19 protein-coding genes and 1 pseudogene are annotated in these 25,157 nt (G+C 54.7%); 12 read left to right on the top strand and 8 right to left on the bottom strand.

Annotated features, from left to right (window positions below):
• Positions 1-40: 40 nt before the first annotated feature.
• From mrcB to fhuB, 5 genes are all read left to right on the top strand, one after another.
• On the top strand, positions 41-2,572 hold the full coding sequence (mrcB, locus tag M2374_RS10275; RefSeq protein WP_135912568.1) for a bifunctional glycosyl transferase/transpeptidase: 2,532 nt from the start codon (positions 41-43) through the stop codon (positions 2,570-2,572).
• Positions 2,573-2,804: 232 nt separating this feature from the next.
• On the top strand, positions 2,805-5,018 hold the full coding sequence (gene fhuA, locus M2374_RS10270; RefSeq protein WP_115259418.1) for a ferrichrome porin FhuA: 2,214 nt from the start codon (positions 2,805-2,807) through the stop codon (positions 5,016-5,018).
• Between the two features lie 47 nt (positions 5,019-5,065).
• Complete coding sequence (fhuC, locus tag M2374_RS10265) at positions 5,066-5,863, top strand: Fe3+-hydroxamate ABC transporter ATP-binding protein FhuC (protein ID WP_096758256.1); 798 nt, start codon at positions 5,066-5,068, stop codon at positions 5,861-5,863.
• Entirely contained in the window at positions 5,863-6,753 is an 891-nt protein-coding gene (gene fhuD, locus M2374_RS10260; RefSeq protein ID WP_117342290.1) for a Fe(3+)-hydroxamate ABC transporter substrate-binding protein FhuD, read from the top strand. Before fhuC ends, fhuD begins: the two co-directional genes overlap by 1 nt.
• Before the next feature lie 14 nt (positions 6,754-6,767).
• Positions 6,768-8,807 carry a Fe(3+)-hydroxamate ABC transporter permease FhuB gene (fhuB, locus tag M2374_RS10255; protein WP_181689143.1) on the top strand — a complete coding sequence of 680 codons (2,040 nt, stop codon included), beginning with the start codon at positions 6,768-6,770 and terminating at the stop codon, positions 8,805-8,807.
• 136 nt (positions 8,808-8,943) lie between these two features.
• Here fhuB and hemL read toward each other — a convergent pair whose 3' ends face one another.
• Positions 8,944-10,224 carry a glutamate-1-semialdehyde 2,1-aminomutase gene (hemL, locus tag M2374_RS10250; protein ID WP_181688460.1) on the bottom strand — a complete coding sequence of 427 codons (1,281 nt, stop codon included), beginning with the start codon at positions 10,222-10,224 and terminating at the stop codon, positions 8,944-8,946.
• A 168-nt stretch (positions 10,225-10,392) separates the two neighbouring features.
• Here hemL and clcA point away from each other — a divergent pair, with 168 nt between their 5' ends.
• From clcA to erpA, 3 genes and pseudogenes are all read left to right on the top strand, one after another.
• Positions 10,393-11,814 (top strand): H(+)/Cl(-) exchange transporter ClcA, encoded by a 1,422-nt coding sequence (gene clcA, locus M2374_RS10245; protein ID WP_115259415.1) that lies wholly within the window; start codon positions 10,393-10,395, stop codon positions 11,812-11,814.
• Between the two features lie 23 nt (positions 11,815-11,837).
• Positions 11,838-11,903 (top strand): annotated as a pseudogene (gene yadW / locus M2374_RS10240) (small protein YadW).
• Positions 11,896-12,240 (top strand): iron-sulfur cluster insertion protein ErpA, encoded by a 345-nt coding sequence (gene erpA / locus M2374_RS10235; protein WP_003018581.1) that lies wholly within the window; start codon positions 11,896-11,898, stop codon positions 12,238-12,240. The pseudogene yadW and the gene erpA overlap by 8 nt, the downstream one beginning before the upstream one ends.
• Positions 12,241-12,359: 119 nt before the next feature.
• Here erpA and M2374_RS10230 read toward each other — a convergent pair whose 3' ends face one another.
• From M2374_RS10230 to mtnN, 3 genes are read right to left on the bottom strand one after another with little or no spacing between them, the layout of a single operon-like run.
• A complete protein-coding gene (locus tag M2374_RS10230) occupies positions 12,360-12,983 on the bottom strand; it encodes a TRIC cation channel family protein (protein ID WP_135912565.1) in 624 nt (207 codons plus the stop codon).
• Between the two features lie 38 nt (positions 12,984-13,021).
• On the bottom strand, positions 13,022-13,822 hold the full coding sequence (btuF, locus tag M2374_RS10225) for a vitamin B12 ABC transporter substrate-binding protein BtuF (RefSeq protein WP_117342287.1): 801 nt from the start codon (positions 13,820-13,822) through the stop codon (positions 13,022-13,024).
• Positions 13,815-14,513, bottom strand: coding sequence for a 5'-methylthioadenosine/S-adenosylhomocysteine nucleosidase (mtnN, locus tag M2374_RS10220; protein WP_115259412.1), 699 nt, complete (start codon positions 14,511-14,513; stop codon positions 13,815-13,817). The genes btuF and mtnN overlap by 8 nt, the downstream gene beginning before the upstream one ends.
• 83 nt (positions 14,514-14,596) lie before the next feature.
• Here mtnN and dgt point away from each other — a divergent pair, with 83 nt between their 5' ends.
• From dgt to cdaR, 3 genes are all read left to right on the top strand, one after another.
• Positions 14,597-16,114, top strand: a complete 1,518-nt coding sequence (dgt, locus tag M2374_RS10215; RefSeq protein ID WP_181688459.1) for a dGTPase — start codon at positions 14,597-14,599, stop codon at positions 16,112-16,114.
• A gap of 129 nt (positions 16,115-16,243) precedes the next feature.
• Entirely contained in the window at positions 16,244-17,677 is a 1,434-nt protein-coding gene (gene degP, locus M2374_RS10210; protein WP_115259410.1) for a serine endoprotease DegP, read from the top strand.
• Between the two features lie 150 nt (positions 17,678-17,827).
• Positions 17,828-18,985: a DNA-binding transcriptional regulator CdaR gene (gene cdaR / locus M2374_RS10205; protein ID WP_115259409.1), complete on the top strand. Its 1,158-nt coding sequence runs from the start codon at positions 17,828-17,830 to the stop codon at positions 18,983-18,985.
• Positions 18,986-19,072: 87 nt separating this feature from the next.
• Here the strand turns inward: cdaR and M2374_RS10200 are convergent, their stop codons facing one another.
• The 4 genes from M2374_RS10200 to map all read right to left on the bottom strand — a co-directional run bounded on the left by M2374_RS10200 (position 19,073) and on the right by map (position 23,995).
• Positions 19,073-19,459: a DUF3461 family protein gene (locus tag M2374_RS10200; RefSeq protein WP_096758245.1), complete on the bottom strand. Its 387-nt coding sequence runs from the start codon at positions 19,457-19,459 to the stop codon at positions 19,073-19,075.
• A 109-nt stretch (positions 19,460-19,568) separates the two neighbouring features.
• Positions 19,569-20,393 (bottom strand): 2,3,4,5-tetrahydropyridine-2,6-dicarboxylate N-succinyltransferase, encoded by an 825-nt coding sequence (gene dapD / locus M2374_RS10195; protein WP_115259408.1) that lies wholly within the window; start codon positions 20,391-20,393, stop codon positions 19,569-19,571.
• Between the two features lie 31 nt (positions 20,394-20,424).
• A complete protein-coding gene (gene glnD / locus M2374_RS10190) occupies positions 20,425-23,097 on the bottom strand; it encodes a bifunctional uridylyltransferase/uridylyl-removing protein GlnD (protein ID WP_117342285.1) in 2,673 nt (890 codons plus the stop codon).
• 103 nt (positions 23,098-23,200) lie between these two features.
• Complete coding sequence (gene map, locus M2374_RS10185; protein WP_115259406.1) at positions 23,201-23,995, bottom strand: type I methionyl aminopeptidase; 795 nt, start codon at positions 23,993-23,995, stop codon at positions 23,201-23,203.
• A 324-nt stretch (positions 23,996-24,319) separates the two neighbouring features.
• On the opposite strand from map, the gene rpsB reads away from it, so the two are divergent.
• Positions 24,320-25,045 carry a 30S ribosomal protein S2 gene (rpsB, locus tag M2374_RS10180; RefSeq protein ID WP_016151758.1) on the top strand — a complete coding sequence of 242 codons (726 nt, stop codon included), beginning with the start codon at positions 24,320-24,322 and terminating at the stop codon, positions 25,043-25,045.
• The last annotated feature ends 112 nt before the right edge of the window (positions 25,046-25,157 follow it).

Genomic DNA, 25,157 nt, shown 5'->3' with positions numbered 1-25,157 from the left:
AGAATCAGGTCTTTGCGCCTGAATGTTGCGGAGAAAAAGCATGGCGGGGAATGACCGCGAGCCAATTGGACGTAAAGGGAAACCGACGCGTCCGGCGAAACAAAAGGTGAGCCGTCGTCAGCTCAGAGATGATGAGTATGACGACGATTATGATGATGACTATGAGGATGAAGAACCGATGCCGCGTAAAGGTAAAGGCAAAGGGCGTAAGCCTCGTGGTAAACGCGGCTGGTTCTGGCTGCTGGTAAAACTGTCGATTGTCTTTTTGGTGCTGATTGCCATTTACGGCGTCTATCTGGATCAAAAAATCCGTAGCCGTATTGATGGCAAAGTCTGGCAGCTGCCTGCGGCCGTGTATGGCCGGATGGTTAACCTCGAGCCAGAAATGCCCATCGGCAAAAAAGAGATGGTGAAGCTGCTGGAGGCTACGCAGTATCGTCAGGTCTCGAAGATGACGCGGCCCGGTGAGTTTACCGTGCAGGCGAACAGCATTGAGATGATCCGTCGTCCGTTTGACTTCCCGGACAGTAAAGAAGGGCAGGTGCGTGCGCGTCTGACCTTTGACGGCGATCATCTGGACACCATCGAGAATCTGGATAACAACCGTCAGTTCGGTTTCTTCCGTCTCGATCCACGCCTGATCACCATGCTCTCTTCGGCAAATGGCGAGCAGCGTCTGTTCGTGGCGCGTAGCGGTTTCCCGGATCTGCTGGTGGACACGCTGCTGGCAACCGAAGACCGTCATTTCTACGAGCATGACGGCATCAGCCTGTATTCCATTGGTCGTGCGGTGCTGGCGAACCTGACGGCAGGTCGCACGGTGCAGGGCGCCAGTACGCTGACCCAGCAGCTGGTGAAAAACCTGTTCCTCTCCAGCGAACGTTCTTACTGGCGTAAAGCCAACGAAGCGTACATGGCCGTGTTGATGGATGCCCGTTACAGCAAGGACAGGATCCTTGAGCTGTACATGAACGAAGTCTATCTCGGCCAGAGCGGCGACAACGAGATCCGCGGCTTCCCGCTGGCGAGCCTGTATTACTTTGGCCGTCCGGTTGAAGAGTTGAGCCTCGATCAGCAGGCGCTGTTGGTGGGGATGGTGAAAGGGGCGTCGATCTACAACCCGTGGCGTAACCCGAAACTGGCGCTGGAGCGACGTAACCTAGTGCTGCGTCTTCTGCAACAGCAGCAGATTATCGACCAGGAACTGTATGAAATGCTGAGCGCACGTCCGCTAGGCGTGCAGCCGCGCGGTGGGGTGATCTCTCCACAGCCCGCGTTTATGCAGATGGTGCGTCAGGAGCTACAGGCGAAGCTGGGCGACAAAGTTAAAGATCTTTCCGGCGTGAAGATTTTCACCACCTTTGATTCCGTGGCGCAGGACGCCGCAGAAAAAGCGGCGGTGGAAGGCATTCCGGTGCTGAAGAAACAGCGTAAGCTGAGCGATCTGGAAACGGCGATTGTGGTAGTGGACCGCTTTAGTGGTGAGGTTCGCGCCATGGTCGGTGGGTCGGAGCCGCAGTTCGCAGGCTACAACCGTGCTATGCAGGCGCGTCGTTCAATTGGTTCTCTGGCGAAGCCCGCGACCTATCTGACCGCCCTGAGCCAGCCGAAGCTGTACCGCCTCAATACCTGGATTGCCGATGCGCCGATTGCGCTGCGTCAGCCAAACGGTCAGGTGTGGTCCCCGCAGAACGATGACCGTCGCTACAGCGAAAGCGGTAAAGTGATGCTAGTGGATGCGTTAACCCGTTCCATGAACGTGCCGACCGTCAATCTGGGCATGGCGCTGGGGCTGCCAGCGGTCACCGAGACCTGGGAAAAACTGGGCGCGCCGAAAGATCAGCTGCACCCGGTGCCAGCTATGCTGCTGGGGGCATTGAACCTGACGCCAATTGAAGTGGCGCAGGCGTTCCAGACCATCGCCAGCGGCGGTAACCGCGCGCCGTTATCAGCGTTGCGCTCGGTAATTGCCGAAGACGGTACGGTGTTGTATCAAAGCTTCCCGCAGGCCGAACGCGCTGTGCCAGCACAGGCCGCGTACATGACGCTGTGGACCATGCAGCAGGTGGTGCAACGCGGTACCGGCCGTCAGCTTGGCGCGAAGTATCCGGGGCTGCATCTGGCGGGGAAAACCGGGACCACCAACAACAACGTTGATACCTGGTTCGCCGGTATTGACGGCAGTCAGGTGACCATTACCTGGGTGGGTCGCGATAACAACCAGCCTACCAAGTTGTACGGTGCGAGCGGGGCGATGTCGATTTACCAGCGCTATCTGGCAAACCAGACGCCAACGCCGTTAACGCTGACGCCGCCGGAAGATATTGTCGACATGGGCGTGGATTACGACGGCAACTTCGTGTGCAGCGGCGGGATGCGTACGCTCCCGGTGTGGACCAGCGATCCGGATTCGCTGTGTCAGCAAGGTGAGATGCTGCAACAGTCTGGCAATCCGTTTGATCAGTCAACGCCGCCGCAGCAGCCTCAACAGCAGCAACAACCGCCGCAGCAAGAAAAGAAAGACGGCGACGGTGTCGCAGGCTGGATCAAAGATATGTTTGGCAGTAACTAATCTCTCCCAAAACCCGCTTCGGCGGGTTTTTCTTTTCTCATCTCAGACTCCGACCAAACAACATTTCAGCGTAATTCATTAACCCTTTCTTTTCATCTGGTTATTTCTTGACCCCTCAGTTTTAGTAGGGATGTGTATCGCTTGCTATCTCGCCAGCGTTTCGAATATTATGCTGCCGTTATAATAATAATTCTCGTTTACGTTATCATTCACTTTCATCAGAGATATACCAATGGCGCGTTATAAAACTGCTCAGCCAAATTCCTCGCTGCGTAAAATGGCAGTGCTGGTAGCCACAGCGGTTAGCGGCATGTCTGTCTATGCACAGGCGGCGGTTGAACCAAAAGAAGAAACCATCACTGTCACCGCAGCACCCGCCGCACAAGAAAGCGCATGGGGACCTGCTCCAACCATCGCTGCCAAGCGTTCCGCCACGGCAACCAAGACTGATACGCCTATCGAAAAGACCCCACAGTCTGTTTCGGTCGTGACGCGTGAAGAGATGGATACCAAACAGCCGGCTTCCGTGAAACAAGCGATTGCTTACACCCCCGGCGTTTTTGCTACGCGTGGTAGTTCCACCACCTATGATGTGGTGACGATTCGTGGTTTCACCGCGCCTACCACCGTCAATACCAACCAATATCTGGATGGTATGAAACTTCAGGGCAATAACTATTCTGAAGTGTCGATGGACCCATATTTCCTGGAACGCGTAGAAGTGATGCGCGGGCCAACATCAGTGCTGTACGGCAATAGCAACCCTGGCGGTATTGTCAGCATGGTGAGCAAGCGTCCGACCACGGAGCCACTGAAAGAAGTTCAGTTTAAGATGGGGACTAACAACCTCTGGCAAACCGGGTTCGACTTTAGCGATGCTATCGATGATGACGGCGTGTGGTCATACCGCCTGACGGGGTTAGGGAATAGTCAGGACTCTCAGCAAGAGATGTCAAAATCAACGCGTTACGCGATTGCACCTGCGTTTAGCTGGCGTCCTGATGACAAAACCGATTTCACTTTCCTGAGCAACTTCCAGAACGATCCGTACGCAGGATACTATGGCTGGCTGCCGCGTGAAGGTACACTCGTTCCGTATTACGACGCGAATGGCAATCCGCACAAACTGCCGACCGATTTCAACGAAGGTGAAGAAGATAACAAGATGGCGCGCCGCCAGCAGATGGTGGGCTATAACTTCTCGCATGCGTTCAACGATACCTTCACCGTGCGCCAGAATCTGCGTTATGACCAGGTGAAAACGCTTTATCGTTCTGTTTATGGCTACGGTTACAGTGCACCGGGCAAGATTAACCGCCAATACGTGCGTTCTGACGAAGATCTCAACGCGTTCACCGTTGATACCCAATTGCAGTCTGCTTTTGCGACCGGTGATGTTGATCATACCCTGCTGACAGGCGTTGATTACTCACGTATGCGTAACGATGTGAATGCTCTGTATGGTTCTGCCGATCCGCTGGATATGCAGGATCCGCAGTATGGCAATCCGAATATCGATGTGAGTGGGCCGTATGCGAAATACGCTGTGCTCAACCGCATGGAGCAGACCGGACTTTATGCCCAGGACCAGATGGAATGGGATAAGTGGGTGCTGACGCTCGGTGGTCGCTACGATTTTGCGAAAACCTCTACGTTGACCCGCTCCAGCAATTCTCTGGCAGAAGTGAACGATCAGCAGTTTACTTGGCGTGGTGGCATTAACTACCTGTTTGACAACGGTATTTCACCGTATTTCAGTTACAGCGAATCTTTCGAGCCGACCTCCGGTGCAACGAAAGAAGGGAAACCGTTCGATCCTTCACGCGGTAAGCAGTACGAAGCCGGTGTGAAGTATGTACCGAAGGATATGCCGGTCGTGCTGACGGCAGCGGTGTATCAACTGACGAAAAATAAAAACCTGACATCAGACCCGAACGATCCAACCGGGTTGTATAGCGTTCAGAGTGGTGAAATTCGCTCACGCGGTATTGAGCTGGAAGCCAAAGCAGCAGTCAATGCCAATATCAACGTCACGGCGGCATATAGCTACACGGATGCGGAATATACTGAGGACACTATCTTCAAAGGTAAACGCCCGGCAGAAGTTCCGCGTAATCAGGCATCGTTGTGGACCGACTACACGTTCTATGACACTGCCCTGAGCGGTCTGACCGTTGGCGCAGGTGTGCGTTACACCGGTTCAACGGTGAGCTACTATAAAAACGACGCTGCGAAGAAAAATGACGCGTTTAACGTCGGTGGTTATACCGTTGCTGATGCCATGGTCAAATACGATCTGGCCCGTTTCGGCATGGCGGGGTCCAGCGTTGCGGTTAACGTCAATAACCTGTTTAATCGTGAATACGTTTCCAGTTGCTATAGCGAATACGCGTGCTACTGGGGCGCGGAACGTCAGGTCGTTGCAACTGCAACCTTCCGTTTCTAATTTCTCTTTGGGCACGCTTTGCGTGCCCGTTTTACAAGTTGGCCGCTATGCAGGAAAACAGATCCCATCCCGACACCACTTTTGCGTTAAGTAACGTCTCCTTTCGTGTGCCTGGCCGCACGCTTTTACATCCCCTCTCGTTAACGTTTCCCGTGGGAAAAGTGACCGGTCTTATCGGTCATAACGGCTCCGGTAAATCAACCTTATTGAAAATGCTCGGACGTCATCAGCCGCCGTCAGACGGCGAAATCCTGCTCGACGAGCAGCCGCTGGAGAGCTGGAACAGTAAAGCATTTGCCCGTAAGGTCGCCTATTTGCCGCAACAGTTGCCGCAGGCGGAAGGGATGACGGTGCGTGAACTGGTGGCGATTGGTCGCTATCCGTGGCACGGCGCGTTGGGACGCTTTGGCGTGGCTGACAGAGAAAAAGTGGAAGAGGCGATCACGCTTGTGGGGTTAAAGCCGCTGGCGCATCGACTGGTTGATAGCCTGTCAGGCGGCGAGCGTCAGCGCGCGTGGATCGCCATGCTGGTGGCGCAGGACAGTCGCTGCCTGCTGCTTGACGAACCGACTTCGGCGCTGGATATCGCGCATCAGGTTGATGTACTGGCGCTGGTGCACCGCTTAAGCCAGCAGCGCGGACTGACGGTGATCGCCGTACTGCATGATATCAATATGGCGGCCCGTTACTGCGATTATCTGGTGGCGCTACGCGGTGGCGAAATGATTGCTCAGGGAACGCCCGCGGAGCTGATGCGCAGTGAAACCCTGGAACTGATTTATGGCATCCCGATGGGCATTTTGCCGCATCCGGGCGGTGCCGCACCCGTGAGTTTTGTCTATTAATGGTCGGATTACATCATATCACCCGTCGACGTTTATTAACGGCGATGGCGTTGTCACCGCTGCTCTGGCAGATGAATTCGGCGCATGCGGCGGCGGTTGATCCAAAACGTATTGTGGCACTGGAATGGTTGCCGGTAGAACTGTTGCTGGCGCTGGGAATCACTCCCTATGGCGTCGCCGATGTTCCTAACTACAGGCTGTGGGTCAATCAACCCCCGTTGCCGGACTCGGTGATTGACGTCGGGTTACGCACAGAACCCAATCTCGAACTGCTGACCGAAATGAAACCCTCGTTTATGGTCTGGTCGGCAGGCTATGGCCCCGCGCCAGAAAAACTGGCGCGCATTGCGCCGGGTCGCGGATTTAGCTTCAGCGACGGCAAAAAACCGCTGGCGGTCGCTCGCCAGTCGTTGCAGGAGATGGCGCAACTGCTGAATCTGCAAACGGCTGCTGAACGTCATCTGGCGCAATACGATACCGTGATTGCCAGCCTGAAACCGCGCTTTATTCACCGCGGCGCGCGTCCCGTGCTCCTGGCATCCCTGCTTGATTCGCGGCATATGCTGGTATTTGGCCCGAACAGTTTGTTCCAGGACGTGCTGGACGAATACGGGATCCCTAACGCCTGGCAGGGAGAAACCAACTTCTGGGGCAGCACTGCCGTGGGGATTGACCGGCTTGCCGCGTATAAAGATGTTGATGTGCTGTGCTTCGATCATGGTAACGATAAAGAAATGGACGCGCTGATGTCCACGCCGCTGTGGCAGGCGATGCCGTTTGTTCGCGCCGGTCGCTTTCAGCGGGTACCCGCGGTCTGGTTTTATGGCGCCACGCTGTCGGCGATGCATTTTGCCCGCATTCTGGACACTGCTCTGGGAGGCAAAGCGTGAGCAGGAAACTTGAAATGCCGGATGGCGACGCTAAAAGCGCCTTATCCGGCCTACGGTTCGGGCGCGTTGTTGGCTGGATAAGACGAAGCCGCCATCCGGCGTTGCTGCTGGTGGCGCTGTTTATTGTTGCGATCTGGCTGACCTGGTTTAACTTCTCCATTGCCCTGCCGCGTGACCAGTGGCAGCAGGCTATCTGGTCACCGAATATCGACGCCATCGAACAGATGGTTTTCCATTACAGCCTGCTGCCACGACTGGCGATTGCGTTACTGGTCGGTGCCGGATTGGGCCTGGTTGGCGTGCTGTTTCAGCAGGTGTTACGTAACCCGCTGGCGGAGCCGACCACGCTGGGTGTGGCAACCGGTGCGCAACTGGGCATTACGGTCACCACGCTGTGGGCCATTCCCGGCGCGTTGACCACGCAATTCGCAGCGCTGGCCGGGGCGTGTATCGTCGGGGCGCTGGTGTTTGGCGTTGCCTGGGGCAAGCGTTTGTCACCTGTGACGCTGATCCTTGCTGGTCTGGTGGTCAGCCTGTACTGCGGTGCGATTAACCAGCTGATGGTCCTCTTCCACCACGATCAGCTGCAAAGCATGTTTATGTGGAGCAGCGGAACGCTCACCCAAACCGACTGGAACGGCGTGCAGCGTCTGTGGCCACAGCTGCTGGGTGGCGTGATGCTGACCCTGCTGTTACTGCGTCCAATGACGCTGATGGGGCTGGATGACGGGGTAGCGCGTAATCTCGGGCTGGCGCTGTCGCTGGCGCGTTTGGCGGCGTTAACGCTGGCGATTGTGCTCAGTGCCTTGCTGGTTAACGCGGTGGGGATTATCGGCTTTATCGGCCTGTTTGCCCCGCTGCTGGCGAAAATGCTCGGCGCACGGCGTTTGCTGGCGCGCCTGATGCTGGCCCCGCTGATTGGGGCCCTGATCCTCTGGCTTTCTGATCAAATTATTCTGTGGTTGACCCGCGTGTGGATGGAAGTCTCCACTGGTTCGGTGACCGCGTTGATTGGTGCGCCGCTACTGCTGTGGCTGCTGCCGCGCCTGCGCAGCATGAGCGCGCCGGATATGAATGCCAATAACCACGTGGCAGCAGAACGTCAGAACGTGCTGATGTTCGCGCTGGCGGGTGGGGCGATATTGCTACTGACTGCCGTCGTGGCGCTCTCGTTTGGTCGTGATGCCCACGGTTGGACCTGGGCCAGCGGCGCAATGCTGGATGAACTGATGCCCTGGCGCTGGCCGCGTATTCTGGCGGCGATGATTGCCGGGGTGATGCTGGCGGTGGCGGGCTGTATTATTCAGCGCCTGACCGGTAACCCGATGGCCAGTCCGGAAGTCCTTGGGATTAGCTCCGGTGCCGCGTTTGGCGTGGTGTTGATGCTGTTCCTCGTACCGGGTGATGCGTTTGGCTGGCTGCTGCCCGCCGGAAGTCTCGGGGCGGCGGTAACGCTGCTGATTATTATGATTGCCGCCGGGCGTTGCGGCTTCTCGCCGCAACGCATGCTGCTGGCGGGGATGGCGCTCAGCACCGCGTTCACGATGCTGCTGATGATGTTGCAGGCCAGCGGCGATCCGCGGATGGCAAGCGTGCTGACCTGGATCTCCGGCTCGACCTACAACGCCACTGGCGAACAGGTGCTACGGACCGGGATCGTGATGGTGATTCTGCTGGCGGTTACGCCGCTGTGCCGTCGCTGGTTAACGATTTTACCGCTGGGCGGAGAAACTGCGCGGGCGGTGGGTATCGCATTGACGCCATCGCGCGTGGCGTTACTGATGTTGGCTGCGGGTCTGACGGCGACAGCCACCATGACCATCGGGCCGCTGAGCTTTGTTGGGCTTATGGCGCCGCATATTGCGCGGATGTTAGGTTTCCGGCGCACGATGCCGCATATGGTCATCTCGGCGCTGGCAGGAGGCGTGTTGCTGGTGTTTGCCGACTGGTGCGGGCGAATGGTGCTGTTTCCGTATCAGATCCCGGCGGGATTACTGTCGACGTTTATTGGTGCGCCGTACTTTATCTATTTGTTGAGAAAGCAGAGTCGCTGAGTTTGCCGGATGGCGGCCTATGGACGGACCCCTTTCATGTAGGCCGGATAAGACGCTTTGCGTCGCCATCCGGCAATAAAAAAGCCGGGTGGCGGCTTCGCCTTACCCGGCCTACGTTGTTTCTGGACGTTCTCTTTTACAGCTTCGCAAACACCCGGCGCGCGGCGTCGACTGTGTTATTGATATCTTCCATGCTGTGCGCCACGGACATAAAGCCCGCTTCAAACGCGGACGGTGCCAGATAAACACCTTCATCCAGCATCATGTGGAAGAAGCGCTTGAAGCGCTCAACGTCACATGCCATCACGTCCTGATAGCAGGTCACGGTTTCGGCATCGGTGAAGAAAATCCCGAACATCCCGCCCACATGGTTCACCACCAGCGGAATATTGGCTTCCTGAGCGGCTTCCAGCAGACCTTCTGCCAGACGCGTGGTGAGGTCATCTAAGGTCTCATGAATTCCCGGCTGAGCAACTTCGTTCAGACAGGCGAATCCTGCTGCCATGGCTATCGGGTTACCGGACAGCGTTCCCGCCTGGTAAACCGGGCCGGTAGGTGCCAGTGCGTCCATCACATCACGACGACCGCCGAATGCGCCAACAGGCATGCCACCACCGATGATTTTGCCCAGACAGGTCAGGTCAGGCACTACGCCGTAGTAATCCTGCGCGCCAGCCAGCGCGACGCGGAAACCGGTCATCACTTCGTCGATGATAAACAGCGCACCGAACTCGTCGCACAGTGCGCGCAGGCCAGGCAGGAATTCCGGCAGCGGCGGGATGCAGTTCATGTTGCCCGCGACCGGCTCGACGATGATGCAGGCAATGTCCTGCGGATACTGCTCGAATGCTGCCCGTACCGAGGAGAGATCGTTATAGGTACAGGTCAGGGTGTGCTTGGCAAAATCTGCCGGAACGCCCGGTGAGTTCGGCTGGCCCAGCGTCAGCGCACCGGAACCTGCTTTTACCAGCAAGCAGTCGGCATGACCGTGATAGCAGCCTTCAAATTTGATGATTTTATCGCGCCCGGTGAAGCCACGCGCCAGACGGATGGCGCTCATCGTTGCTTCGGTACCGGAGTTGACCATGCGCACCATGTCCATGCTGGGTACAAGCTCGGTAACCAGCGCTGCCATTTTGACTTCCATCTCGGTCGGTGCACCAAAGCTCAGACCGCGCTCGGCGGCTTCGATCACCGCATTGCGGATCGCCGGGTGGTTATGACCCAGCACCATCGGGCCCCAGGATCCGACGTAATCGATGTAGGCTTTACCATCGACGTCATACAGATACGCGCCGTCTGCTTTTTCGATAAACAGCGGAGTACCACCCACGCCGGTAAAGGCGCGAACAGGGGAGTTAACGCCGCCGGGGATCAGTTCGCGTGCTGCGCTGTAGAGGTTCTCAGACTTACTCATGGATGGGGTCCTGGTTCGTAGAAAAAGTGAATGCGGGCTATTCTAGTTATTCAGTGAAGGTTATGAAAGTTTTGTGCATTGGAAACAATACGATTTGCAGGGGATTTTCACAAAATGAGCGAGTAGAATGCCGACTCCGTATTTGTATTACCAATTAATGATCATCTGATGAAAACAGACTCTCCCTCTTTTGAAGCACAGCAAATTGTGCGTTTACGGCGCAGGGATCAGATCCGTCGACTCCTTGATCGGGACAAGACACCGCTGGCGATCCTCTTTATGGCGGCCGTGGTTGGCACCGTGACCGGGCTGGTGGGCGTGGCGTTTGAGAAATCTGTCACCTGGGTACAGAACCTGCGCATTGGCGCACTGGTACAGGTTGCCGATCATGCCATTCTGGTATGGCCGCTGGCCTTTATTCTCTCGGCGCTGCTGGCCATGGTGGGCTATTTTCTGGTGCGTAAATTCGCACCCGAGGCTGGTGGTTCGGGGATCCCTGAAATTGAAGGTGCGCTGGAAGAACTGCGCCCGGTGCGTTGGTGGCGCGTATTGCCGGTAAAATTTGTCGGCGGCATGGGGACGTTGGGGGCCGGTATGGTGCTCGGTCGTGAAGGGCCGACGGTGCAAATTGGCGGTAACATCGGGCGCATGGTGCTGGATGTCTTTCGTATGCGCAGCGCCGAAGCTCGGCATACCCTGCTGGCAACCGGTGCGGCTGCCGGTCTTTCGGCGGCGTTTAATGCGCCGCTGGCCGGCATCCTGTTCATTCTGGAAGAGATGCGTCCGCAGTTTCGCTATAACCTTGTATCGATCAAAGCCGTGTTTACCGGTGTGATCATGTCGAGCATTGTGTTTCGTATTTTCAACGGCGAGGCCCCGATTATTGAAGTTGGGAAGCTCTCCAATGCGCCGGTGAATACCCTGTGGCTGTATCTGATCCTTGGGATTATTTTTGGCTGTGTCGGACCGTTGTTCAATACCCTGGTGTTACGCACCCAGGATATGTTTCAGCGGTTTCACGGTGGTGACATTAAAAAATGGGTGCTGATGGGCGGGGCGATTGGCGGCCTGTGTGGGATCCTGGGCTTAATTAAACCGGAAGCCGCAGGCGGTGGGTTCAACCTGATTCCTATCGCCGCCGCGGGCAATTTCAGCGTCGGTATCCTGCTGTTTATTTTTATTGCCCGGGTTATCACCACGCTGCTGTGCTTCTCATCCGGTGCGCCGGGCGGGATTTTTGCCCCGATGCTGGCGCTGGGGACACTGCTCGGTACCGCGTTCGGCATGGCGGCCGCGGCCTCATTTCCGCAGTATCATCTGGAGGCTGGGACGTTTGCCATTGCCGGAATGGGGGCGTTGTTGGCGGCGTCGGTACGTGCGCCACTCACCGGCATCGTGCTGGTGCTGGAGATGACCGATAACTATCAGCTCATTTTGCCAATGATTATTACCTGTCTTGGCGCAACACTATTAGCCCAATTTATGGGCGGAAAGCCGCTATACTCGACTATCCTTGCCCGTACGCTGGCAAAACAGGAAGCGGAGCAGGCGGCGAAAAGCCAGAGTACAGCCGCTGGCGAGAATACTTGAACGAAATACCAGGGTATTAGATAATGGCCTTAACTATTGGGTTATAATTTGCCCAATTGCCAATGTCGTTTGGAGCAAAATATGAGTGATGATGTAGCGCTGCCACTGCAATTTACTGAAGCAGCAGCCAATAAAGTAAAAAGCCTGATCGCTGACGAAGATAACCCGAATCTGAAACTGCGCGTATATATCACCGGCGGTGGTTGCAGCGGTTTCCAGTATGGTTTCACCTTTGATGATCAGGTGAATGATGGCGATATGACTATAGAGAAACAGGGCGTTGGCCTGGTGGTTGACCCGATGAGCCTGCAGTATCTGGTGGGCGGCGCGGTTGACTATACCGAAGGTCTGGAAGGTTCCCGCTTCGTGGTGACTAACCCTAACGCTAAAAGCACCTGCGGGTGTGGTTCTTCTTTCAGCATCTGATTGCTGTCTGCAATACCGATGGTCTGATGGTGTAGGCCCGGTAAGCGTAGCGCCACCGGGCAATGTGCCGGATGGCGGCGTAAACGCCTTATCCGGCCTACATGTTCTGCATCGTTACATCAACGTCCGTTATCATCCAGCGCAAATGTCGGTAGCTTTAAGTGCCAGCGAATAGCGGCCAGTCGAATAACCAGCGTGACAACCATCCCCATCATACTGGCGTTTTCCAGCGGTATTGCGAAAGTATAAAACGCGGTTGCGTGAACAATGCCGCCGATAATGCAGGCCGTAGCATAGATTTCTGTACGTAATATCATCGGCACTTCACGGGCCAACACGTCGCGTATGATCCCACCGCCGACGCCGGTAATGACCCCCATACAAATCGCCACTAGCGGACCGGTTCCGGCGAGAAACGCCTTATTGACGCCAATGCCGACGAACACCGCCAGACCCACGGCGTCCAGCACCGGAAGGATCCATTTAGGCAAACGTCTGGGCTGGCGTACCAATACGATCGTTAGCATACTGGTGATCATGGCAACCACCAGATCGGTAGGATCTTTAACCCAGAATACCGGCCCATGATCCAGGGCCATATCGCGGATCGTGCCGCCACCGACTGCGGTAACCACCCCGAGGACCAGCACGCCGAACGGATCCATACGTAATTTCCCGGCCAGTAATACGCCAGAGATAGCAAATACCGCGGTACCGACAATATCCAGCCAATAGACGAGCATGCTTAAATCCTCACAACACACCTGGTGGGGGGCCGACGCTAATTTATCTGTGAAAGCGCATTACAGAGTTGTTTTGCGGCGAGGATAATACGCGGGCTCGCGCGTTCAAACCAGTCACTATTAAGGATAATAACCGGGATTTTTAACTGTTCTCCCCAGTATTGCTCAATTTTAAGATTTTCGCCCGAACCACCGGTGGCGACGATTGCCTGGGGGGCTCTTGCCAGTACTTGTTCACGGCTGACCTGTGGCCAGGGAACCCGGCTGCCAGCAAAGATGTTTTCTCCCCCGCATACCTCAAGAACCTGGTGTTGAAGGGAGCCTTTTCCACTGGTAAACAGAGGATTTGCACCAAACTGGAGAAACACCCGTTTTTTCGGTTTATTGGCATACTGAGATTTTAGTAAAGCATACTCATCAAGCAATGTTTGCGCGGCCTGTTTTGCTTGCTCAGGCTTGGGGCTCCACGGTGCCAACTGGCGCAGTGCGTCGGCAACCTGCTCGATGGTGACGGCATCCACCCAGATAACCTTAATCCCCAATGCGGTTAGCTGATTCACCTGCCGCTCGGCATTGCCTCCGCGCCAGGCGATGACCAGATCCGGTTTGAGCGCCACGATGCGTTCCAGATTCATGCCTTGCCAGGTGGAGACCTCTTCAATATTTTCGGCCTCGGGCGGATAATTTGAGTAGCTGCTGACGCCAACGGGCGTAATGCCGGCGGCAAAGGCAAGTTCGGTGTTAGCAGGGGAGAGGGAAACCACACGCGGAGCGGCATAAAGCCACGCCGGAAGCGTAAAAAGCAGGGCGACCAGCGCCCTGGAGATGAATTTAGCCATGCGCCAGTTTCTGTACCAGCGCTTCGACCATCAGGCTTGACTGCTTCGCGGCAACCACCAGGAATTCGTCAAAGCTCAGGTGGGACTGCTGATCGGCAACGTCGGAGATGGCACGAACCACCACGAACGGAACGTTAAAGTTATGGCAAACATGCGCAATCGCGGTGGCTTCCATTTCTACGGCAATCGCCTGCGGGAAGTTATGCTGAATTTTTGCCAGGCCAACAGAGCCGTTAATGAAGGCGTCGCCGCTAACGATAAGACCACGAACGGCGTTAAGGTTCAGTTCTGCAATGCAGGATTCCGCTGCGGCGATAAGCGCAGGGTCGGCTTTAAAACCTGCCGGGCAGCCCGGTAACTGACCGAATTCATAGCCAAATGCAGTGACGTCAGCGTCGTGATAACGCGCTTCGTCAGAGACCACGATATCGCCGACTTTCAGCGTAGAAGCCAGGCCGCCCGCAGAACCCGTATTAATGATGGCATCCGGTTTGCAGCGTTCCAGCAGCAGCGTGGCGCCCAGCGCCGCAGCCACTTTACCGATGCCCGATTTCAGTAGCGCAACCTCAGTCCCGTTCAGTTGGCCGGTGTAAATTTCACAACCGCCAAGGGTGATAGTCTGACGGTTTTCGATTTTGTCACGCAGCAGCGTAACTTCTTCTTCCATTGCACCAATGATGCCGATTTTCATAGATTTACTCGCGATAAGCCAGATTTGAGGGCATAGTCTATCATGCGCTTAAGGGGTAGCGCATTTCTCAGGCGGGAGAGGACATGGCACAGATCGATTTTCGAAAAAAAATAAACTGGCATCGTCGTTACCGTTCGCCGCAGGGCGCAAAATCTGAGCATGAGATCCTGCGAATTTTCGAAAGCGATCGTGGACGTATTATCAATTCTCCGGCTATCCGCCGACTGCAGCAAAAAACCCAGGTCTTTCCGCTGGAGCGCAACGCCGCAGTGCGGACACGTCTGACGCACTCGATGGAAGTTCAGCAGGTAGGGCGCTACATCGCCAAAGAGATCCTCAGCCGACTGAAAGAGCTAAAACTGTTAGAGCAGTACGGCCTGGATGAATTAACCGGTCCTTTTGAAAGCGTGGTCGAAATGTCCTGCCTGATGCATGACATCGGTAATCCACCGTTTGGTCACTTTGGTGAAGCGGCGATTAACGACTGGTTTCGCCAGCGCCTTTTCCCCGCCGATGCGGAAAGCCAGCCTCTCAGCGACGATCGCTGCCTGATCGCGGCGCTACGTTTGCGTGAAGGTGAAGAGTCGCTCAATGACATTCGCCGCAAGGTGCGTCAGGATCTGTGCCAATTTGAAGGAAATGCGCAGGGTATTCGTCTTGTGCACACTTTGATGCGAATGAATCTGACGTGGGCGCAGGTCGGCGGTATTTTAAAATATACTCGTCCGGCGTGGTGGCGTGGAGAGACGCCAGCAACGCATAACTATTTAATGAAGAAACCGGGCTATTACCTTTCCGAGGAACCGTATATTGAGCGGTTACGTAAAGAGTTATCATTAGCACCTTACAGTCGTTTTCCATTAACCTGGATTATGGAAGCCGCTGACGATATCTCTTATTGCGTGGCCGATCTTGAAGATGCCGTGGAGAAAAGAATCTTCAGTGTCGAGCAACTGTATCATCATCTGTATGAGGTCTGGGGACAACATGAAAAAGGCTCCCTGTTTAGTCAGGTCGTGGAGAACGCGTGGGAAAAATCGCGCTCAAATACATTAAGTCGTAGTACAGAAGATCAGTTCTTTATGTATTTGCGGGTCAACACGCTAAATAAACTTGTGCCCTACGCCGCGCAGCGTTTTATTGATAATTTACCGCAGATTTTTGAGGGTAGCTTTAATCACGCCCTGTTAGAAGACGCCAGCAGCTTCAGCCAATTGCTGGGAGTCTATAAAAATGTGGCGATGAAACATGTATTTAGCCATCCTGATGTCGAGCAACTGGAATTACAGGGGTATCGGGTGATCAGTGGCCTGCTGGAGATTTATCAGCCGTTATTAAAGATGGCGCTTGCCGATTTTTCTACACTTGTTCAAAACGAAAGATTAAAACAGTTCCCCATTGAGTCACGATTATTTCAAAAGCTCTCTACGCGCCATCGACTTGCTTATGTCGAAGTGGTCAGTAAAATATCTCCGACGTCTGCCGAGTACCCGGTACTGGAATATTATTATCGCTGCCGCCTGATCCAGGATTATATCAGCGGGATGACCGATTTGTATGCCTGGGATGAATATCGACGGTTGATGGCGGTAGAACAATAAATATCCATTTGTAAAGACGGACAATAAAATTTTACTTTTTCCTTAAAGTTTATTCTGGAACTTAGCGCGATAAAACGACTCTGACGTATACAGCAATTTTGCGTTATCAGTTAATCGAGAATGAAACACATGAAAAAAACCACATTAGCAATGAGTGCACTGGCTCTGAGTTTAGGTTTGGCGTTGTCCCCTCTGTCTGCAACGGCGGCTGAGACTGCGTCTTCAGCAACCACGGCTCAACAGATGCCAAGTCTGGCCCCGATGCTCGAAAAAGTGATGCCATCGGTGGTGAGTATTAATGTCGAGGGGAGCACGACGGTGAATACGCCGCGAATGCCGCGTAATTTCCAGCAGTTCTTTGGGGATAACTCCCCGTTCTGCCAGGACGGTTCTCCGTTCCAGAGTTCCCCATTCTGTCAGGAAGGCGCACCGGGCGCGGGTAATGGCGGCGGTCAGCAGCAGAAATTTATGGCGCTGGGTTCCGGCGTGATTATCGATGCTGCAAAAGGTTATGTTGTGACTAATAACCACGTGGTGGATAACGCCACAGTGATTAAAGTCCAACTGAGCGACGGACGTAAATTTGACGCGAAGATGGTCGGCAAAGACCCGCGTTCTGACATTGCGCTGATTCAGATTCAGGATCCGAAGAACCTGACTGCAATCAAGTTGGCAGACTCCGATGCGCTGCGCGTGGGGGATTATACCGTGGCGATTGGTAACCCGTTTGGACTCGGTGAAACGGTGACCTCCGGTATTGTTTCTGCACTGGGTCGTAGCGGCCTGAACGCAGAAAACTATGAAAACTTTATCCAGACCGATGCGGCGATCAACCGTGGTAACTCCGGTGGCGCACTGGTCAACCTGAACGGTGAACTGATCGGTATTAACACCGCGATCCTCGCGCCGGACGGTGGCAATATCGGTATCGGTTTTGCTATCCCAAGCAACATGGTGAAAAACCTGACCTCGCAGATGGTTGAGTTCGGTCAGGTGAAACGCGGTGAGCTGGGAATTATGGGGACAGAGCTGAGCTCTGAGCTGGCGAAAGCGATGAAAGTGGATGCCCAGCGTGGGGCATTCGTCAGCCAGGTGATGCCGAACTCTTCCGCTGCGAAGGCGGGTATTAAAGCCGGTGACGTGATTACCTCGCTGAACGGTAAGCCGATCAGCAGCTTCGCCGCGCTGCGTGCGCAGGTGGGTACGATGCCGGTAGGCAGCAAAATCAGCCTTGGCCTGCTGCGTGACGGTAAACCTGTGACGGTGAATCTGGAACTGCAGCAGAGCAGCCAGACTCAGGTTGATTCCAGCTCCATCTTCAAAGGTATTGAAGGGGCGGATATGAGCAACAAAGGCCAGGACAAAGGTGTCGTGGTCAGCGATGTAAAACCAAAAACGCCGGCAGCGATGATTGGCCTGAAGAAAGGGGATGTAATTATCGGAGCTAACCAGCAGCCGGTGAAAAACATTGCCGAACTGCGCAAAATCCTCGACAGCAAACCGGCTGTTCTGGCGCTGAATATTCAGCGTGGTGACAGCTCCATCTATCTGTTGATGCAGTAAGCCTCTCTAAACCCCTTCCCGGCAGCGGGGAGGGGTTTCTTTTTGTGAACCCTCCCACAACTCCATACTTCTCTCCTTCAGTTTGTGCATCTGCACAATGCTGCCGATTATTATCTTCCTTATGCTGAGCATTGCTCACAGGAGGGGTTTATGGCTGGCTGGCATCTTGATACCAAAATGGCGCAGGATATTGTGGCGCGCACGATGCGCATCATCGATACCAATATCAACGTAATGGATGCCCGTGGGCGGATCATTGGTAGCGGCGATCGCGAGCGTATTGGTGAATTGCACGAAGGTGCACTGCTGGTGCTTTCACAGGGCCGGGTGGTAGACATTGACGATGCAGTCGCGAAGCATTTGCACGGTGTACGACAGGGGATAAACCTGCCGCTACGACTCGAAGGTGAAATTGTTGGCGTCATTGGCTTAACCGGCGAGCCGGAGCATCTGCGCAAATACGGCGAGCTGGTGTGTATGACCGCCGAAATGATGCTGGAGCAGTCGCGTCTGATGCACCTGCTGGCGCAGGACAGCCGTCTGCGTGAAGAGCTGGTCATGAACCTGATTCAGGCGGAGGAAAATACGCCCGCGCTGATGGAATGGGCACAGCGTTTAGGCATTGATTTGAATCAGCCGCGCGTGGTAGCGGTGCTGGAAGTCGATAGCGGCCAACTGGGCGTTGACAGCGCGATGGCAGAACTGCAGCAGCTACAGAATGCATTGACCACGCCAGAGCGTAACAACCTGATTGCGATTGTGTCACTGACCGAGATGGTGGTGCTGAAACCCGCTCTTAATCAGTTTGGCCGTTGGGACGCGGAAGATCACCGCAAGCGCGTAGAGCAGCTTATCGCTCGCATGAAAGAGAACGGACAGCTGCGTTTTCGCGTGTCGCTGGGTAACTTCTTTACTGGACCAGGCAGCATTGCCCGTTCTTACCGCACGGCGCGGACGACGATGATGGTCGGTAAGCAGCGTATGCCGGAAAACCGCAGCTATTTCTATCAGGATTTGATGCTGCCGGTGTTACTGGACAGCCTGCGCGGCGGCTGGCAGGCCAACGAGCTGGCGCGTCCGCTGGTACGGCTAAAAGCAATGGATAACAATGGGTTACTACGTCGGACGTTAGCGGCATGGTTTCGCCATAACGTGCAGCCGCTGGCGACGTCAAAAGCGTTGTTTATCCACCGCAATACGCTGGAATATCGTCTGAATCGTATCTCTGAGCTTACCGGGTTGGATTTGGGAAATTTCGACGACAGGTTATTGCTGTATGTGGCGTTACAGCTGGATGAACAGCATTGATTGATTGCCTGATGGCGCTACGCTTATCAGGCAAAATGCCGGGTGGCGGTTTCGCCTTACCCGGCCTACGAATACATCCACCCACGGTTATTTACGCGTCAGTTTTTCCAGATCGGATTCAATTTCGCTGATCTTGTTGGTGACGACGCTTTCCAGATGTCGTAAGTCATCGAGGATCTTGCGTTTGAGATCGACTTCACTGCGATCGCGCTGGCAGATCTGATCCAGTTCATCAATCACATAGCGCAGGTTCGGGCTGATCTCCTGCACCTCTTTGTAACCCTGGCCGATACCATCGGCAACCACGGTTTTACGCTGACGGGGATACTTAAACTTAACGCTCTTGGCAAAAAACTCGCCTTTATCCTTCTGGAAATAGATTTTCAGGATATCGTTGTTGGCTTCTTGCCGCAGGCTGTAACGATCGATCTCTTCAGGATTGGTAATGCCCAGACTTTTCAGATTGTCATACATAGCGGTACCCTTAAGCTCACTATAACCATTGAATAATTAACGAAAAGCCTTGTTTATGCCACTCGCAGATGTAAAAAAAGCGGGCTAAGCCCGCTTTTTCAAATTGCCGTTAGTCGATGGTACGCAATAGCTCGTTAATTCCGACTTTGCCACGCGTTTTGGCGTCGACTTTCTTGACGATTACCGCGCAGTACAGGCTGTACTTACCGTCTTTCGACGGCAGATTTCCCGATACCACAACCGAACCCGCCGGAACGCGGCCATAGAAAACTTCGCCGGTTTCGCGGTCGTAGATTTTGGTGCTCTGGCCCAGGTATACGCCCATGGAGATAACGGAGCCTTCTTCGACGATCACGCCTTCTACCACTTCAGAACGCGCACCAATGAAGCAGTTGTCTTCGATGATGGTTGGGTTCGCCTGTAACGGTTCCAGCACGCCACCGATGCCAACGCCACCGGACAGGTGAACGTTTTTACCGATTTGCGCACATGAGCCGACGGTTGCCCAGGTATCCACCATGGAACCTTCATCAACGTATGCACCGATGTTGACGTAAGACGGCATCAGGACGGTGTTACGTGCGATATAGGCACCCTGGCGCACGGCAGCAGGGGGAACTACGCGGAAGCCTTCTTTCTGGAAGCGAGCTTCGTCGTAGTTGGCGAATTTCATCGGGACTTTATCGAAATAGCGGCTTTCTGCGCCATCGATAACCTGGTTGTCGTTAATACGAAAAGAGAGCAGTACCGCTTTCTTCAGCCACTGATGTGTGACCCACTGACCCTCAATCTTTTCTGCAACACGCAGCGCACCGGAATCCAGCAGAGAAATAACCTGATTTACCGCTTCACGGGTTACGGTATCTACATTTGCCGGAGTAATTTCGGCGCGGCGCTCGAAAGCGGACTCAATAACGTTCTGTAACTGCTGCATTGTTAAACTCTTTCCATAATAAATAAACACATCACCCTTTATCGTTTGGATTGAGGGCCTCTGTCAACCGTTGATGTACTTCCTGCTGCAGCGCATTATTAAGGGCGCGCCGGTCGGCCGTGGCGATTATGAATAAATCTTCTACTCGCTCGCCAATGGTTGTAATTCGGGCGCCATGCAGCGAAATTCCCAGATCGGCAAAAATCTGTCCGACCCGCGCCAGCAGGCCGGGCTGGTCGAGCGCGATAAGCTCGAGGAATGATTTTCGGTCGGTATGGGTCGGTAGAAAAGTCACCTCGGTCTCGACGGTAAAGTGACGTAGTTTTGCTGGTTGGCGGCGCGGTTGTGGTGGCTGCCAACTGCGTTGGGTGATCGCCTGCTCCAGCCCTGAACGGATGGCGTCGTGGCGGTCTGACGACAGCGGACTGCCGTCCGGCTCCAGCACGATAAATGTATCCATCGCCATGTTATCGCGAGTGGTGAAAATTTGCGCATCGTGGACGCTAAGATTTCGCCGATCCAGTTCAGCACAAACCGCGGCAAACAGATAGGGACGGTCCGGACTCCAGATGAAAATCTCCGTTCCGCCGCGCGTGGCCTGTGGGCTGAGTAAGATCAGCGGCTTGCTCATGTCGTGCTGCAGTAGATGGCGCGCATGCCAGGCCAGCTGGTTTGGGCTGTGGCGCACGAAATAGTTGGCGCGGCAGCGCGACCAGATATGGTGCAGCGCTTCTTCATCAATGTTGTCCATGCGCAGCAGCGCCAGCGCCTGCAGCTGGTGATGACGCACGCGTTCGCGCATATCCGGCGTGTTTTGCATGCCGCGACGTAGCTGTTTTTCGGTAGCGAAGTACAGCTCGCGCAACAGGCTTTGTTTCCAGCTGTTCCACAGCGTTTCGTTGGTGGCGCAAATGTCCGCCACCGTCAGGCACACCAGGAAGCGCAGGCGGTGTTCCGTTTGCACTTCTTCGGCGAACTGCTTGATGACTTCGGGGTCCTGAATATCGCGGCGCTGGGCGGTAACCGACATCAGCAGATGCTGGCGCACCAGCCAGGCGACCAACTGTGTTTCGCGGGAATTCAGCCCGTGCAGTTCGGCAAACTTGAGGACATCCTGAGCACCGAGAACCGAGTGGTCGCCGCCGCGACCTTTGGCGATATCGTGGAACAGCGCGGCAATCAGAATCAGCTCCGGCTGGCGCAGACGCGGCCAGAGATCGACACACAGCGGGTGACGCTGACGGGTCTCTTCTTTGGCAAAGCTTTCCAGCTTTAGCATCACGCGAATCGTGTGTTCATCCACCGTATAGGCATGAAACAGGTCAAACTGCATTTGGCCGACAATGTGCGACCACTGCGGCATATAGGCCCACAGCACACTGTGACGATGCATCGGCAGCAGGCCACGGCTCACCGCCCCCGGATGGCGTAACATGCTGAGAAACAGCGAACGCGCCTCCGGGATGTAGCACAGCGGTTGTGTCAGATGGCGGCGGGCATGGCGCAAATGGCGCAGCGTAGTGGAGTAAATCCCGGTGATCGCGCTATTGCGCACCATGGTGTAAAACATCCGCAGAATGGCTTCCGGTTCGCGGATAAACAGATCGTCGTTACGCAAATCAATTAACGTGCCGCGTAGCTGAAAGTCGTCATCGATCGGGCGCGGCTTTTCATCTGCGGATAGAGCGAGGATGGCCTCATCAAACAGCTGTAGCAGCATGTGGTTCAGCTCACTGACCCTGCGCGTGACGCGAAAATAGTCTTTCATCATCCGTTCGATAGGCTCGTTGCCTTCACCGCCGTAGTGTAGCCGTTGCGCGACGCTAAGCTGACGGTCAAACAGTAGACGGTTATCGTAACGCGTGACTTCCAGATGCAGTGCGAAGCGAATGCGCCAGAGGATGTGCAGACACTCATTCAGTTCAGCACGTTCCGCCAGCGTCAAGAAGCCGAATCCAACCATCTCATCCAGCGACGTGGCGCCAAAGTGGCGGCGGGCTACCCACTGGAGGGTGTGGATATCGCGCAGGCCGCCGGGGCTACTTTTGATATCCGGTTCCAGATTGTAGCTGGTGCCGTGATAGCGCTGGTGGCGCAGGTTCTGCTCTTCCACTTTGGCGGCGTAAAATTTATCGGAGGGCCAGAAGCCTTCGCTAAAAATATGTTTTTGTAGCTCAAGAAACAGCGCCACGTCGCCAATCAGCAGGCGTGTTTCAATCAGGTTAGTGGCGACGGTTAAATCGGACAGGCCTTCCAGCAGACACTCTTCCAGCGTACGCACGCTGTGCCCCACCTCCAGTCTCACATCCCACAACAGCGTTAGCAGTTCGCCGACCTTCTCGGCCTGCGCATCAGGCAGTTTTTTACGACTCAGAATCAGCAGGTCGATATCGGAAAGCGGGTGCAGTTCGCCACGCCCATAGCCGCCGACGGCGACCAGCGCCAGATCGGCAATTTGACCGAAACCGGCTTCAATCCACAGGCGTTGCAGCAGTTGGTCAATAAACTCGGTGCGCGCTTCGATCAACTGCTCTGCGGAAATACCACTGTCAAAGGCTTCACCTAACCAGTTCTGAAACGAGTCGATATGCGTTTTAATGCCGCTACAGTTGAGATCGTGCTGAGGCCAGGTTCCCGGGTTTTGCGGTTGGCCCGGCAGGGTGGGGAGGGCAGTATTTGCGTGTTGTTCAGGAAGAGTATTCATTGTGCGCCACCCATAAAAAAGCCGGATGACGCTTACGCTTATCCGGCCTACGGGAGAGTGCCATTTGTAGGCCTGATAAGCGACAGCGCCATCAGGCAAAACATTATTCGTCGTGTGTGATGACCGCCGGGATAGTGTCATCCTTGCGTAACGTCAGAATTTCACAACCGTTTTCCGTCACCACAATAGTATGCTCGTACTGTGCAGACAAGCTACGGTCTTTGGTTTTTACCGTCCAGCCGTCTTTCATGGTGCGGATACGATAATCACCGGCGTTGAGCATCGGTTCAACGGTGAAGGTCATGCCCGGTTGCAGCACTACGCCGCCATCGTCTGCATCGTAGTGCAGAACCTGAGGTTCTTCATGGAAGCCGCGACCGATGCCGTGGCCGCAGTATTCGCGTACCACAGAGAAGCCTTCGCCTTCCGCATATTTCTGAATGGCTGCGCCCAGCGTGCGCAGACGAATACCCGGTTTTATCATACGCAGCGCCAGATACAGGCTTTCCTGCGTGACGCGGCACAGACGCTCGCCCAGAATCGTCGGCTTGCCGACGATAAACATTTTGGAGGTGTCACCGTGGAACTCGTCTTTAATCACGGTAACGTCGATGTTGACGATATCGCCGTCTTTCAGGTGCTTGGCGTCGTCCGGGATCCCGTGGCATACCACTTCATTGATGGAGATGCAGACGGATTTCGGATAACCGTGATAACCCAGGCACGCGGAGATCGCCTGCTGCTCGTTCACGATGTAGTCATTGCAGATACGATCCAATTCGCCGGTGCTGACGCCCGGTTTGATAAACGGTTCGATCATTTCCAGCACTTCGGCGGCCAGACGACCAGCGACGCGCATTTTTTCGATTTCTTCAGGGGTCTTGATTGAGATAGCCATAAATTCTGTCCATCAGTGTCGATGATTTCGACAATAATTGTGTAAGTGCTGCTAATGGTATCAGTCAGGGGTGTACCCTGCCAAATTGAGAATCATTAACAGCACAGACCGCCAACTATTATTGGTGTCTATGGCGTATTTGTGGTATAAAGCGCGCCGGACTTCCGATCCATTCGAAGACTACACACGATGGACGGGAGCGACAAATCTCACTTTGTGTAACAACACACACGTATCGACACATATTCCGGGGTGCCCTTTGGGGTCGGTAATATGGGATGCGTGGAGGCTTAACCCCAACTTTTATATATAGAGGTTTTAATCATGGCAACTGTTTCCATGCGCGACATGCTCAAGGCTGGTGTTCACTTCGGTCACCAGACCCGTTACTGGAACCCGAAAATGAAGCCTTTCATCTTCGGTGCGCGTAACAAAGTTCACATCATCAACCTTGAGAAAACTGTACCGATGTTCAACGAAGCTCTGGCTGAACTGAACAAGATCTCTGCTCGTAAAGGTAAAATCCTTTTCGTTGGTACTAAACGCGCTGCAAGCGAAGCGGTGAAAGAAGCTGCTAACAACTGCGACCAGTTCTTCGTGAACCATCGCTGGTTGGGCGGCATGCTGACTAACTGGAAAACCGTTCGTCAGTCCATCAAACGTCTGAAAGATCTGGAAACTCAGTCTCAGGACGGTACTTTCGAAAAGCTGACCAAGAAAGAAGCGCTGATGCGCACCCGTGAGCTTGAGAAACTGGAAAACAGCCTGGGCGGTATCAAAGACATGGGCGGTCTGCCGGACGCTCTGTTCGTAATCGATGCTGACCACGAGCACATTGCTATCAAAGAAGCAAACAACCTGGGTATCCCGGTATTTGCAATCGTTGATACCAACTCTGATCCGGACGGTGTTGACTTCGTTATCCCGGGTAACGACGACGCAATCCGTGCTGTGACCCTGTACCTGGGCGCTGTAGCTACTACCGTTCGTGAAGGCCGTTCTCAGGATCTGGCTTCCCAGGCGGAAGAAAGCTTCGTAGAAGCTGAATAATAAGGCACGCTCGTTAGAGCCCCCTTATAAACCAGGTTGTATCACGTTTGGTTAGGGGCCCTTTAGGCCCCTTTTTCACTTTTAAATCTGTGCGGTTTGACGCCGGGCAGAT

Origin of the sequence: Citrobacter sp. JUb117, assembly GCF_024809055.1 — a bacterium.
In the GTDB taxonomy this organism is placed as follows: domain Bacteria; phylum Pseudomonadota; class Gammaproteobacteria; order Enterobacterales; family Enterobacteriaceae; genus Citrobacter; species Citrobacter gillenii.
The sequence above is the reverse complement of the archived record's forward strand: the minus strand, read 5'-3'. Positions and strand labels throughout refer to the sequence as shown.